11 protein-coding genes are annotated in these 13,588 nt (G+C 43.1%); 9 read left to right on the forward strand and 2 right to left on the reverse strand.

Annotated elements, in window-relative coordinates; all coding sequences use genetic code 11:
* The first annotated feature begins 233 nt into the window (after positions 1–233).
* The 3 genes from DXK30_RS05030 to DXK30_RS05040 all read left to right on the forward strand — a co-directional run bounded on the left by DXK30_RS05030 (position 234) and on the right by DXK30_RS05040 (position 4,684).
* Positions 234–1,358 carry an extracellular solute-binding protein gene (locus DXK30_RS05030; RefSeq protein WP_114700775.1) on the forward strand — a complete coding sequence of 375 codons (1,125 nt, stop codon included), beginning with the start codon at positions 234–236 and terminating at the stop codon, positions 1,356–1,358.
* A 199-nt stretch (positions 1,359–1,557) separates the two neighbouring features.
* Positions 1,558–3,234: an ABC transporter permease gene (locus DXK30_RS05035; protein WP_114700776.1), complete on the forward strand. Its 1,677-nt coding sequence runs from the start codon at positions 1,558–1,560 to the stop codon at positions 3,232–3,234.
* A gap of 187 nt (positions 3,235–3,421) precedes the next feature.
* Positions 3,422–4,684: an ABC transporter ATP-binding protein gene (locus DXK30_RS05040; RefSeq protein ID WP_449314285.1), complete on the forward strand. Its 1,263-nt coding sequence runs from the start codon at positions 3,422–3,424 to the stop codon at positions 4,682–4,684.
* A gap of 33 nt (positions 4,685–4,717) precedes the next feature.
* On the opposite strand, the gene DXK30_RS05045 is transcribed toward DXK30_RS05040, so the two are convergent.
* Positions 4,718–5,587, reverse strand: coding sequence for a methyltransferase domain-containing protein (locus DXK30_RS05045; protein ID WP_114700778.1), 870 nt, complete (start codon positions 5,585–5,587; stop codon positions 4,718–4,720).
* A gap of 56 nt (positions 5,588–5,643) precedes the next feature.
* Positions 5,644–5,925, reverse strand: coding sequence for a hypothetical protein (locus DXK30_RS05050; protein WP_114700779.1), 282 nt, complete (start codon positions 5,923–5,925; stop codon positions 5,644–5,646).
* 467 nt (positions 5,926–6,392) lie between these two features.
* On the opposite strand from DXK30_RS05050, the gene DXK30_RS05055 reads away from it, so the two are divergent.
* From DXK30_RS05055 to DXK30_RS05080, 6 genes are all read left to right on the forward strand, one after another.
* On the forward strand, positions 6,393–6,572 hold the full coding sequence (locus tag DXK30_RS05055; protein WP_114700780.1) for a YdcA family protein: 180 nt from the start codon (positions 6,393–6,395) through the stop codon (positions 6,570–6,572).
* A 304-nt stretch (positions 6,573–6,876) separates the two neighbouring features.
* Positions 6,877–9,669: a DNA gyrase subunit A gene (gene gyrA / locus DXK30_RS05060; RefSeq protein WP_114700781.1), complete on the forward strand. Its 2,793-nt coding sequence runs from the start codon at positions 6,877–6,879 to the stop codon at positions 9,667–9,669.
* 177 nt (positions 9,670–9,846) lie between these two features.
* A complete protein-coding gene (gene rarD, locus DXK30_RS05065; protein ID WP_114700782.1) occupies positions 9,847–10,917 on the forward strand; it encodes an EamA family transporter RarD in 1,071 nt (356 codons plus the stop codon).
* A gap of 240 nt (positions 10,918–11,157) precedes the next feature.
* Complete coding sequence (gene rarD, locus DXK30_RS05070) at positions 11,158–12,228, forward strand: EamA family transporter RarD (protein WP_057759099.1); 1,071 nt, start codon at positions 11,158–11,160, stop codon at positions 12,226–12,228.
* A gap of 217 nt (positions 12,229–12,445) precedes the next feature.
* The gene (locus tag DXK30_RS05075) at positions 12,446–13,114 is read left to right on the forward strand and encodes a glutathione S-transferase (protein ID WP_057759100.1); all 669 of its coding nucleotides are present in this window, start codon (positions 12,446–12,448) and stop codon (positions 13,112–13,114) included.
* Positions 13,115–13,208: 94 nt separating this feature from the next.
* Entirely contained in the window at positions 13,209–13,520 is a 312-nt protein-coding gene (locus DXK30_RS05080) for a hypothetical protein (RefSeq protein ID WP_114700783.1), read from the forward strand.
* Positions 13,521–13,588: the final 68 nt, after the last annotated feature.

Below are 13,588 nucleotides of genomic sequence, written 5' to 3' on the forward strand. Positions count from 1 at the left end.
CTATTGAAAGAGCTGGTAAAAAATAGTTCTTAAAAACCAATGCTAAAGACTTATCGCAAGTATATTTGCTAGTTAAACAAATGTATTGATAATTAATCTCACTTCGATTAGTATGTTGCTTTGATATATTATGGCCTGATTACTGTTAACGCTTAGCAAGTCATCGTTATAATCACTGTTATTTTGTCTCACTATACATCTTACTTTTTTATAGCATTACTATGGGGAAAACCATGTCATTGAACGCTATCAGCGCTAATCTAACCTCTACGAAGCTTATCTTACCTGCAGCCGTGTTTGGCATGATGTTGGGTCTAGCAGGTTGTAGTAATTCTTCAACCACAGAAGAGAGCGTAGAAGTAGAGTCAACAGAAACAGGTGCTGAGCAGCAAGCAGCAACTGACGAAGCTACGACTGCTGATGGTCAGACGATTACTATCTACTCATCACGTAATGAGCAGCTTATTAAGCCATTGTTAGATCGCTATACTGAGCAAACAGGTGTAAAAGTTGAGTTGGTCACGGACAAAACAGGTCCTTTGATGGCACGTTTGCAAGCGGAAGGTCAGAATACTCCTGCTGATATGCTATTGACCGTTGACGCTGGTAACTTATGGCAGGCTGCAGAGCAAGGTCTATTACAGCCAATATCTTCTACTGTGTTAGAAGCCAACGTCCCTGCAAAATACCGTGATCCAAAAGGTCAGTGGACTGGTCTGTCACTACGTGCACGTACTATCTTTTATGATCCAAACAAAGTCACTGCCGACCAGTTGTCTACTTATGCAGATTTGGCCGATCCAAAATGGAAAGGCAAACTATGCTTACGTACCTCTAAAAAGGTTTATAACCAATCGCTTGTAGCCAGCATGATGGAGCATTTGGGTGAAGAAAAAACCGAAGCAGTTATCAAAGGGTGGGTTGATAACCTAGCGACTGATGTGTTCAGTGATGACGTTGCGATGCTAGAAGCTATCGCTGCTGGTCAGTGTGAAGTGGGTATCGCCAATAGCTACTACTATGGTCGTCTATTGGACGAAAAACCAAACTTCCCTGTGAAGATATTCTGGGCAAACCAAGATACGACTGGTACGCATGTAAACATCTCAGGCGCTGGTGTGGTTGCAGGTTCAGACAATCCAGATGGTACGCTTAAACTGATAGAGTGGTTGTCATCTGATGAGGCACAAGGTCTCTATGCCAGCTCTGACAAAGAATTCCCAGTAAAAGTAGGTATCGATGAGTCAGACATGCTCAGATCATGGGGCGAGTTCAAAAAAGACGATATCAATGTACAAAAATTCGGTGAACTACAAACTCAAGCTATCCAAATGATGGATAAAGCGGGTTATAAATAAGGGATCGCCAGTAATACTGATACCAATCTCAAAATCATAACTTTTAGACAGTAGTTCTCAAAACAGTAGCTTTTAAACCACAGCTTTTAAAGAATAGGTTCAAAGGTTAGTCGTTACAGATGAGTTATTCAAGTAATGACGATTTTGAGTTTGGTACAAGCTTACAAGGTCTCTATACGTATGACACGGTAATGATAATATGATCACAACGCCAGATGCGTCTGTTAGTCAGAACGATACTGTCAATGACGGTGTTAATGACCAGCAGGCTGTCAGCCAAGACCACGCCCTTCGTAAACGTATTATCTCGAAATCAGTCTTAGGGCTGATTTCGTTGTTTATGCTAGTACCGATTTGGATCGTGTTGCTGTCGTGGACTCAACCAGTGGCAGAGATTTGGACACATATGGCAGACTATGTCCTGCCGCAAGTGCTTAAAAACACGGCAATTTTATTGCTTATGGTGACTGTCGTTTCAGGCACTATTGGTACTGCTTTGGCTTGGGTCACTAGTATGTATCGCTTCCCCGGTCAGCGTTTCTTTTCGTGGGCGTTGATGTTGCCACTTGCCATCCCTGCTTATGTATTGGCATTTGTCACTATCGGCATTGTTGATTTCAGTGGGCCGTTACAGACAGCTCTGCGCGATTCCGGTATTAGTACTGCCATACCGTCGATAAGGAATGTATGGGGCGCAGGCTTGGTATTGTCGCTAGCGTTTTACCCTTATGTATATCTGCTAGCGCGTCAGGCATTTTTATCACAAGGCAGACGAGCGATAGAAGCGGGGCAGATGCTAGGTTTGAGTCGTAGCCGTGTATTTTTCCGATTGGCATTACCGCAGGCACTGCCTTGGATCATTGGCGGCTTGTTGCTCGCTAGTATGGAAACCTTAGCGGATTTCGGTGCAGTATCGGTATTTAATGTCGATACTTTTACTACCGCCATTTATAAAGCGTGGTTTGGTTTTTTCAGTTTGACCACAGCAGCTCAGCTAGCAGCCTTGCTCATTGGTGTGATCTTTATCGTGGTATTGTTTGAGCAGTATTGGCAAGCTAAGCGTGGTAGCTCACTTACCCAAGGTAGCAGCCAACGCTTTGACGCTAGTAAACCTGCCAAACTGGCCATGACACTGCTGTGTACGCTCATTTTTTTAATCGCCTTCTTAATTCCTTTCTTACAGCTTATCTATTGGACAGCACTGAATTTTCGCCAAGATTTTGATGCACGTTACATTGATTTTGTCACCAACAGCCTCATGATTGCTAGTATGACCACGCTGTTTATTGCCTTTTTGGCCATTATCATTGCGTGGATCAAACGGCAGTATCCTGATAAATCGACTAAGCTAATGACCACTTTAGCCAATCTAGGCTATGTCGTACCTGGAACTGTGTTGGCGGTAGGGATATTTATACCTATTGCGTGGCTTGATAATCAAATGATTGCGTTTGGTATCACATCACAGCAAGTGCTCTCTGGCAGTGTCATTGTTATGCTACTGGCGCTATCGACACGTTTTATGACGGTGAGTTTTCAACCAGTTGACAGACAATTGCAGCGATTGACAGTCAATCAAGAGGCGGCTGCAAAATTACTTAGCGACAGTCCTTATCAGCGCTGGCGTCATGTGATGCTGCCTGTACTTAGCCCCGGTGTATTAACCGCATTATTGATGGGCTTTGTCGAAGTGATGAAAGAGATGCCCATTACGCTGATGACACGGCGTCAAGGCTGGGATACGCTTGCAGTACGGGTGTTTGAAATGACGAGCGAAGGCATGTGGGGACGAGCCGCATTACCGAGCTTACTAATTGTGCTGGTTGGTTTGCTCCCTGTTTGGATATTACTGCGTCAAAGCGACAAACACAGCTAGTAACAGCAAAGCTAATAGAAATAATTTGACATAAGTTTAACAGCACACGCGTAGTGTCAGCTATATTATAATTTGCTCTGTTTTATCGATGGTTTTACTTACTAATAGCGAACTGGTACCGTCTATGTACACTGATTCAATGAACGACTCAACAAATTCTAAGTCAGAAAAGGCTCGGGCTAATCACATGCCTGTAGCAAAATCACCACTGTCACAAAATAGAATCAATCCAGTTCAGCCGAATAAAACTGTAGAGCAGAGCAATACCTCACAACAAAATACTGAGAAACATATCGCGACAGATCCTTACTTTAGTGTACAAAACCTCATCGTAGGCTATGACGATACTATGGTCGTCAACGGTCTATCGTTGATGCTGGAGCAAGGAGAGATTGGTTGCTTCTTGGGTTATAGCGGCTGCGGGAAGACAACAGCGCTACGAGCAATCGCGGGACTGGAGCAAAGTCGCGGCGGCACTATTTATCTAAATAATCAACGCTTAACAGAGAAAACTGCTCGCCAATCATTTGCAGTGGCGCCAGCCAAGCGTGGCATGGGTATGGTGTTTCAAGACTATGCTCTGTTTGGTCATCTAAGCGTGGCAAAGAACATCGCCTTTGGTCTGAATAAATGGTCAGCTGCTGACAAAAAAGCTCGAGTGGCTGAGATGCTAAGCTTAGTCGAATTGGCTGAGCATGCGGATAAACGTCCCAATGAGCTCTCTGGTGGTCAGCAGCAACGCGTGGCTCTCGCAAGAGCGCTAGCACCTAAACCAAAACTACTATTACTTGATGAGCCGTTCTCTAATCTAGATGTGGTACTGCGTGAATCATTGGCAATGAATGTCCGTGATATCCTCAAACGTACCAATACTACAGCGATTTTGGTCACTCATGATCAAAATGAAGCGTTTGCGCTAGCGGATAAAGTAGGGGTAATGGATAAAGGACGATTGGTTCAGTGGGCGCGACCAAGTGAGCTGTATCATGAGCCTATCAGTCCTTTTGTCGCTGAATTCGTAGGCGAAGGCGCGATGATAGACGGCATTATCAAAGAAGGTCATGTTGAGACGGCGCTAGGTAATATCTATCGTCGCATGGAAGTCTATGACGAATCAGGCCAGCCACAGTACTGCGAATATGATTATCCAAATGGCACACCGATCAAAGTACTCGTGCGCCCTGATGACATCATTCATGATGACGACAGTACACAGACAGCTTTAGTTATTGGACGTGTATTTCGCGGTGCCAACTACTTGTACCGTCTGCAGTTAGATGACGGACAGACTGTCTTATCCTTGGTTGCGAGCCATCATAATCATGCAATCGGCTCGCATATTGGCATTTTGCCTTTGCTAGAGCATGTCGTAGTCTTTGATGAAAAAGACATCAATGCCACTACTTGGTCAGAATACGATAGGTCATTGAGAATGGATGAAGAGGTTTAGTAGTATTCATCATTCATAGGCAATCGTCTAAATTTACCGTTTAGCCAAAATGTGTAAGTAACGACCAAGCCATTTGTACGGCTCTAATTGTGAGTAGCGTAACTCCATTCTGATCACTGCATCTGGGTCGTTATGACCGCCACGTTTGAGCGGTGCATAGTCATGAAACACCCGTAAACCACTGCTACGTACCGTCTGATAATCATGCGCTTTGAGCCACGACTCGACTTCTTCTTTGGCCACGGGATGATTGGGTGTCAGACTTTTCTTGTTGTCTGCCTTATAGTCTGTATTATCGAGTAGATTAAAATTTCCCATGATAAGGTTACGATAATCAAAGCTTGCAGGATTATAAAAGCACAAAGATAGCGCGCCATCATCTGTTAGATATTGATCAAAAAAGTCCATGACTGCCGCTGGTTCTGCCAACCATTCAAGTAGCGCGTGCGACATAATCAAATCAAATTTTTCTGTCTCTGTCTCTGTCTCTGTCTCTGTCTGAGCCAGTTTTTCTTCAAGCGCTTGATAAGGGCAAACATACCATGTGATGTCTAGCTTTTTATCAATTTTTTCTGCGCTCGCTTTCGCCTTCTCAAGCATATTTGCTGATATATCATTGATGACTACGCTATGACCTTGAGTAGCAAGTTCTATCGCAATTTGCGCAAGCCCTGCACCCACATCCAAGATACGTAAAGGTCGCCCAAGCGCCTCACTCATCTGTGCACTATATTCAAAAATATCACGGCGTAGCACGGCCAATCGAATCTCGCCTTTTAAACCGCCATAGACCTTTTTCTCGAAATGATCGGCAATGGCATCGAAGCTACGATCTTCTCGATCGACTTCTGGTAATATAGAGCGGTTTAAGTCAGGTTGTCTGTCTTGATGTTCAGTTGTCATAAGGCGTTCAGATCAATAGATGAGAGATTGAGAGCAATAAAAATATCCAATATAGCCTAGCGTTTCAAACCTCTGTTAATTACCCATTTAAAAACGACCTTCGCTAAAACAATAACCACAAATACGACGATAACAAACACCCACATACCATTGCCTTGTAGGTTTTCTTGGTAGGCTTTTGACAAGTATGCTGACAAAGCCATAGCGGCTAAAAGTGCTCCCCAACGGACATAAGGGACAGCGCGATTGTTATGGTTAGGAAAGCTAGCAACATAATCGCTCGAAAAGCTGTATAGCACCATTGCTAAAATCCAAACAATTGCAAGAATGATATCCATAATAAAAGTAGCCTGTTAGGTCGTTATGTAAGTGCTATAAAAGATGAGGTAGTGTAGCGTTTAGAATTTTTTTGTCCAGTATCACTAAAAAATAATCGCATCAAAGTGGTTTAAATCACAATGTGTTCATGAGAATAATATGACTTTGAAAACAGTATGCTTATTAAAGAATTATGATTGTAAAAAAAGCATGCTCATGAAAACAATCAGTTCACGTCAGAGACAGTTGTAGGTTTTGTTGTATTGGCTAAATATTCTAAGCATCTTAGTTGTTTGGCCAATACAACTTATATGCAAACCACGTATGAGCCCTATGCTCAAGATTTTAGCGTTAAATTAAATGTCATGTTGAATTGTAGATAGAAATATAAGTATCCACTCAGTTAGTCAAAATAAATCTTGTCGATCTGTAGCTAATGAGTATAGTATTTTTCTATTTAATATCCATCAGATACGGAGAATAAACAATGAAATCAATCAGCACAGCGCTACTCGCCCTAGTATTTGCCTTCACATCTATGAGCCAAGCCCAAGCTCGAAATACGCCTTGTTCAGGTAAAATGGGCGGGGTGTCTCATTGCTCAGCAGATGGTAAGTTCGTCTGTGAAAATGGCAAAATCAGCCAATCAAAAAAAACCTGTCATTAGAATTATTTTAGTGTGTGTCAATAATTCAAAATATCACTGTGAATGAACCGTCTAGCTTGATTTTAATGGCAGTCAAAGCCCCCTAAATCAGCAAATTTGTGCTAAAATAGCTTCTTTTATTAAACATTGTTTTTAACAAAAACCGTATCACTATTTTCCTATTGTTTTGCACGTGTAGCAGTGTTTTTTTATGGTGTCTATTTTGGTCATGACTGCCCATTTATGTGGCAGTATTTTTATATGATCTATGGGTGCCATAAGCGATGTGTCAACGTTAGAAAAAAATGTGAGTGAAGGAGTGTATATGAGCGAATCGGTCAGTCCTATTGGCATCGTAGATGAACTAAAGCAGTCGTATTTGGATTATGCGATGAGCGTGATCGTCTCGCGTGCGCTGCCTGATGTGCGTGATGGGTTCAAACCTGTACACCGCCGCGTGATGTATGCCATGCACGTGCTATCAAACGATTATAACAAACCGTACAAAAAATCAGCACGTGTGGTCGGTGATGTTATCGGTAAGTACCATCCACATGGCGATAGTGCCGTCTATGATGCCATCGTCCGTATGGCGCAGGATTTTAGCTTGCGCTATCCAATGGTTGATGGTCAAGGTAACTTTGGCTCGATCGATGATGATCCTCCGGCAGCGATGCGTTATACCGAAGTACGTATGACCAAACTGACCCACCAGATGCTCGCTGATTTGGACAAAGACACGGTCGATTGGGAAGACAACTACGACGGCTCTGAGCGCATGCCAAGCGTGATGCCAGCGCGTATTCCTAACCTATTGGTCAATGGTGCGACGGGTATTGCCGTTGGTATGGCGACCAATATGGCCCCGCATAACCTGACTGAAGTGATCAATGCTTGTTTGGCCTATGCTGAAAATCCACAAGTTTCAGCTGAAGAGTTGATGTCACATATTTCAGGTCCTGACTTCCCTACGGGCGGTATTATCTATGGTCGCGCGGGCATTTTAGATGCTTATCGTACGGGTAAAGGCCGTTTGCATATCCGTGGTCGCTATCATATCGAGCCGATGAGCAATGCTGGCGTTAACCGCGATCGTGAACGCATCGTATTTACCGAAGTACCTTATCAGGCCAACAAAGCCAAACTGATTGAGCGTATCGCAGAGCTTGTTCGTGATAAAAAAATCGAAGGCATTAGCGAAATTCGTGATGAGTCTGATAAAGACGGTATGCGTATCGCTATTGATTTGCGTCGCGGTGAGACGGCTGAAGTTATTGTTAATAACCTATTTCTACAAACGCCACTAGAGTCTAGCTTTAGTATCAATATGGTGGCACTCGATAATGGTCAGCCAAAACTATTGACCTTGCGTCAGCTTATCGCTGCATTTGTTCGTCATCGTCAAGAAGTGGTAACACGTCGTACGATTTATGAATTGAACAAAGCCCGTGTTCGTGGGCATTTGTTAGAAGGTCTAACGGTCGCTCTAGCCAATATCGATGAGATTATTGCGACGATTAAAGCGTCAGCAAACCGTGGATTGGCTCGTGAAAGTCTATTAAATAATACATGGGGTTCAGGTAGCGTCGTTGCGATGCTTACAGCTGCTGGTAGTCAGTCAGTGCGTCCTGAGTTTATCGATGGCGAAGATCCTAAAGCGCCGTTTGGTCTGATCGAAGGCGAAGAGCGCTATCGCTTGTCACTTGAGCAGGTCAATGCGATTTTAGATATGCAATTGCATCGTTTGACGGGTCTTGAGCAAGATAAATTGACCGAAGAATACCAAGACTTACTGCGTGAAATCGCACACTTAGAGTCTATTCTTGGCGATTTTGACAAGTTAATGGCGATTATCTCTAATGAGATGATTGAGATTCGCGATAACTTTGGTGATGAGCGCCGTACTGATATCATCGATTCACGTATGGACTTTAGTCGCGAAGACCTTATCCCTGAGCAAACGGTCGTTATGACGGTGTCGCGTACTGGCTATGCTAAGACTCAGCCGATTGATGACTATGTCGCACAAAAGCGCGGCGGTAAAGGTAAGTCTGCTACAGCAATGAAAGAAGACGATGTAATCGATCATTTAGTCGTGACATCAACGCATTCTACGGTACTGTGTTTCACTGATAGTGGACGTGTCTTTAGTCTACGTGGTTTTGAAGTGCCGATTGCCAGTCGCGGTGCTCGTGGTCGTCCATTGGTCAATCTAATTGGCCTAAATAGCGACGAAACCGTTACAACCATACTACCAATTCCAAAAGTTGTGGAAGATACATCAGTAGTAAGTGAAGTATCAGAAGTAAGCAATGATGACGATTCGGTAGAAGATAGCAACCAAGCAGAGCCGCCTTTTGTATTCTTTGCCACGGCCAACGGTACAGTGAAGCGGGTAGAGCTGAAGCAGTTTGCCAATATTCGCTCGAACGGTTTGATTGCGGTTGGACTAGAAGACGGTGATAAATTGGTCAGCGCTCGTATCACTAACGGTAGCCAAGAAGTGATGTTGTTTGCTTCAAGTGGTAAAGCCATTCGTTTTGATGAGAATGATGCGCGTGCGATGGGCCGTACGGCTAAAGGCGTCCGCGGTATGCGTCTGGCTACTGATGAATTTATCAAATCATTGGTCGTTATCGAAGATGATGTACGTGAAATCTTGATTGCTTGTGAAAACGGCTTTGGTAAACGTACCTTCATCGATGAGTTCAATACGCAAAATCGTGGTGGCGGCGGTGTGATCGCTATCAAGACTAGCGAGCGTAATGGTGCGTTAGTACGAGCGACCAAGGTTGACTCTACTGATGATATTATTCTAATCTCTGATAAAGGCACATTGGTTCGTACCCCAGTTGAGCATGTTGCTAGCTCTGGTCGTAATACGCAAGGCGTAACATTGATTCGTCTGTCAAAAGATGAAAAACTGGTTGCCATGGCGCGTGTTGAGCACGAAGAGAGCGATGACGAGCTTATTGATGCCATGAGAGAAGATGGTACGTTTGAGGTAGAAGGTCAAGAGCAGATAGATATTGATGCGACAACTGACAATACCGCAACTACTGACGTCGATGATGCGATTGATATTGCAAACGACCATAAACCAAGTGACAATCTATAATAGACTAACTATGCATAAGACGATGACGAGTAATAGTCTTGGTAATTAGCTTTTGAGTCTAGTCTCTTAGCATTTTTCTAGAAAAAAGCCTCTGACGTTATCGTCGGAGGCTTTTGTTTTTTTAATTCTCATTTTTTCAATACTGTAAATAAGGTTCTATTTTTTAAGGCTGTTGTTATGCTTACGACCAATCAAACTTTTCAGGGAACGGTTGCTTCGGTATTATCGAGCTTTTTATTCTCGATGATGTTTTTGTTTGGACTGTTTATGCTGCCCTTAACGGGGACGCAGGTGGCATCATGGCGTGTGCTCATGATGTTGCTCAGTTTGGTGATATTGGTCAGTTTGACTAAGCAGTGGCAACGTGTTTTTGATTATATAACGACGCTAAAGACACCGAAGGAGTGGCTAATATTTATACTACCTGCACCAATCCTAGGTGGACAGATTTGGTTGTTTATGTGGGCGCCGGTCAATGGGTTTGGTCTCGATGTTACGTTGGGCTATTTTTTACTGCCGCTAGTGATGATTGTGCTTGGTCGATTCTTTTACCATGAGTATATGAGCATCTTGCAGTGGGCTGCCGCAATATTTGCAGCGCTCGGCATCGGCTACGATATTGTTCAGTATGGATCAGTATCTTGGGTGACACTGTTTGTATGCTTGGGTTATCCACCGTATTATCTGCTACGGCGCACCCTTTCTGTACCGCCCATTACAGGGTTACTGTTTGATTTGACGCTGTTGACACCAGTTGTGCTCATCGTGCTCTACATGACAGGCGGTTTTGATGTTGCGGCGCAAGACATGAAGTTCTGGTATCTGTTACCGCTGCTTGGTGCTTTTAGTGCGCTTGCGATGTCGCTGACGATGATTGCCAGTAGCAAGCTGCCTGTTTCACTGTTTGGAGCGTTAAGTTATATCGAGCCAATGCTGTTATTCGTATTGTCTATCACAGTTCTGAGTCAAAGCCTTGAAGAAGGTGGTTCGCTCTTTATGTATGGCATGATTACGCTTGCGCTACTGGTTATGATGGCTGATAGCATAAAAGGCTATCTCGTTCGTCAGCGTAATGATCGCTTGCATGGTTATAGAGAGCTTCAAATTGGCGGCTTCCCACCGCGTCGTCATTTTATCAATCAGCGTATCGATGGCGTGCTAAAAGCCCATCGTTTTCGTAAGATTCGTCGTTACCAAAAGAAGATGGATAAGATACAGAAAAAAATAGAACAACTTGATGCAAAATAAGCACTTACCTGCATTAAATTTACTCAATTCAGAAGTTTAGACACTAGATGAAAAGTGGCATTGCTTATTCATTCTGACTTTGACATAATGCCGACCATGATGTAAGCCTAACACATCAAAAGCGTTCAACTTAGATTGCGCGACGACCTTATATGCAAAAGCCTCAGACGTTCTCGTCTGAGGCTTTTGTTTTTTTTAAAAATTGCCATGGATGTGCCCCAATCTTTAAAGGCTGTTGTGATGCTGACTACTAACCAAACCTCGCAAGGTACAATCACCGCTGTCGCTGCAAATTTTTTATACTCATTGCTGTTCTTATTTGGTCTACTGCTGCAACCATTATCAGGTACGCAAGTCGCTTCGTGGCGCGTGCTGACGATGTTTTTTAGTCTAGTACTGCTAGTCAGTGTACTAAAGCAGTGGCAGCACATTTTTGATTATCTAAAAACACTAAAGAACGCAAAAGAGTGGTTTTTATTTATATTACCCACACCGATTTTGGGCGCGCAAATTTGGATATTTATGTGGGCGCCAGTCAATGGCTTGGGACTTGAGGTAACGTTGGGTTATTTCCTATATCCGATGATTATGATTGTTGTCGGCAGGTTCTTTTATAACGAAGACATGAGCTTACTTCAGTGGGCTGCTATCGTATGTGCAGGTCTTGGTATCGCTTACGATATTTTTGAGTATGGTGCGATCTCTTGGGCGACTTTGTTTGTTTGCTTGGGTTATCCTCCTTACTATCTACTACGTCGCAAGTTGGCAGTGCCGCCTATTACTGGTCTGATTTCAGACCTTGTATTGTTGTTACCAGTGGTACTGGTTGCACTGTATATGAATGGCGGTTTTGAAGTAGCAATAACCAACCACAAGCTTTGGTATTTGCTGCCATTATTAGGCATTATCAGTACCGCTGCAATGTCATTGACGATGGTAGCCAGTCAGAAGTTGCCTGTCTCACTGTTTGGGACTTTGTGCTACCTTGAGCCAATATTCTTGTTCATATTCTCAATCGCAATTTTAGATCGTAACTTACATGATGGTGGTTCCATGCTGATGTACAGCATGATTTTTATCGCATTGCTGATTATGATTGCTGATAGCGCATTGGGTTATATGGCGCGTAAACGTGAAGACCGCTTACATGGCTACAATGAGCCACAAGTGGGCAGTTTTCCACCACGTCGTCGCCTGAAAAATCGCCGTATCAAAGGCGTGCTAATCGCGCATCGATTCCGTCAGATCAAAAAATATCAGCAAAAGATAGATAAAATGACGCGTAAGATTGAAGCATTACATTTAGATTGATGTCAAAGAGTACAGTGTCTTAGGCGTAGGTTGAGATGAAAATTAAACTGAACTGACTTGGTAGACATTGTTTTCCAGTATGTCTGCCAACTCGCAGTATTAAAGAAGTACAAATTACGCTATTATCGAGAGCAGTAGGGCCACGATCGAGCAAACGTATGGCGCTATATCTGAGATATTATGGCTGATTTACTACAATATATAACTAGGACGGTTTATGTTACATCTTCATCATTTAGCAAACTCGCGCTCGTTTCGTATTATCTGGCTGTTGGAAGAGCTCGGCGCCGATTATAAACTGACTTGCTATGAGCGCAACAAGGCATACCGTGCTCCTGATAGCCTCAAACAAGTGCATCCGATTGGTAATGCACCGATACTAGAAGCGGACGATCGTGTGCTAATTGAGTCAGGGTTTATCATTGAGTATTTGATTAAGCACTATGACAAAGAAAAGCAGTTCAAACCTGATGATAATAACGAAGCAGCATGGGAAGCCTATACGTTTTGGCTACACTTTGCAGAAGCTTCATTGATGCCGCTGTTGGTGATGCGTTTGGTATTCACAAAAGTAGTGTCTCAGTCGCCAATGCTAATCAAACCTATCAGCAAAAAAATCCAAGGTCAGATTGAAAAAAACATGATCAGTAGCGGTTTGGAGAAAATGCTAGATATGATGGAGCGTCATCTACATGAAAACCACTGGTTTGCAGGTAGTGAATTTAGCGCCGCTGATATTCAAATGCATCTTGCAGTCTTGGGTGCCAATGCTGGTGCAGGTTTAGATCAGAGTAAATATACCAATCTTTTGAACTGGCTCAAACGCTGCGAAGAACGAGATGCCTTTAAGCGAGCAGAAAAAAAGGGTGGCCGTCTGAATTTTTAGAGGATACTGGTATAATCCTCTCTCAACGCTTAAGTAGCCATGTAGACCAAAGGCTTTGTTTATGAATAAACAAAGCCTTTTTTAGGATAATACTATGACAGATCTAAATACTTCGAATAAAGGTAATCTGAAGCAAGATAGTCTAGACAAAGATAATAATCAGTCAGCAACTCAAACATCACTTAATAAGCAAGATACCAGTATGCAAGAAAATAATAGACAACAGATTAATAGCCAACAAGTCTCTATCAAGTCGTGGTCACAGAAAATTCTGGTGGTAATTCTGTGTGCAGCGAGCTTTTATGGTGGCTGGAAATCTTACGAATCAAATATGGTCAATGAGTGTACTGCCAATGGTGGGCAAATGATTGAAGGTCAAAAAACCATGATATGCCAATTGTCATAGCTAGGCATATTCTTTGTTTATCTCATTTCTGTTATCGTTTTAGAATGAAGAGGTACTCTCGTAAGTCT

Source organism: Psychrobacter proteolyticus (assembly GCF_003350005.1).
GTDB classification, from domain to species: domain Bacteria; phylum Pseudomonadota; class Gammaproteobacteria; order Pseudomonadales; family Moraxellaceae; genus Psychrobacter; species Psychrobacter proteolyticus.

What these genes read in the sequence shown, in the direction of transcription:
- DXK30_RS05030 (WP_114700775.1), top strand. Translation starts at nt 234, where the DNA reads ATGTCATTGAACGCTATCAGCGCTAATCTAACCTCTACGAAGCTTATC.
- DXK30_RS05035 (WP_114700776.1), top strand. Translation starts at nt 1,558, where the DNA reads ATGATCACAACGCCAGATGCGTCTGTTAGTCAGAACGATACTGTCAAT.
- DXK30_RS05040 (WP_449314285.1), top strand. Translation starts at nt 3,422, where the DNA reads ATGCCTGTAGCAAAATCACCACTGTCACAAAATAGAATCAATCCAGTT.
- DXK30_RS05045 (WP_114700778.1), bottom strand. Translation starts at nt 5,587, where the DNA reads ATGACAACTGAACATCAAGACAGACAACCTGACTTAAACCGCTCTATA.
- DXK30_RS05050 (WP_114700779.1), bottom strand. Translation starts at nt 5,925, where the DNA reads ATGGATATCATTCTTGCAATTGTTTGGATTTTAGCAATGGTGCTATAC.
- DXK30_RS05055 (WP_114700780.1), top strand. Translation starts at nt 6,393, where the DNA reads ATGAAATCAATCAGCACAGCGCTACTCGCCCTAGTATTTGCCTTCACA.
- gyrA (WP_114700781.1), top strand. Translation starts at nt 6,877, where the DNA reads ATGAGCGAATCGGTCAGTCCTATTGGCATCGTAGATGAACTAAAGCAG.
- rarD (WP_114700782.1), top strand. Translation starts at nt 9,847, where the DNA reads ATGCTTACGACCAATCAAACTTTTCAGGGAACGGTTGCTTCGGTATTA.
- rarD (WP_057759099.1), top strand. Translation starts at nt 11,158, where the DNA reads ATGCTGACTACTAACCAAACCTCGCAAGGTACAATCACCGCTGTCGCT.
- DXK30_RS05075 (WP_057759100.1), top strand. Translation starts at nt 12,446, where the DNA reads ATGTTACATCTTCATCATTTAGCAAACTCGCGCTCGTTTCGTATTATC.
- DXK30_RS05080 (WP_114700783.1), top strand. Translation starts at nt 13,209, where the DNA reads ATGACAGATCTAAATACTTCGAATAAAGGTAATCTGAAGCAAGATAGT.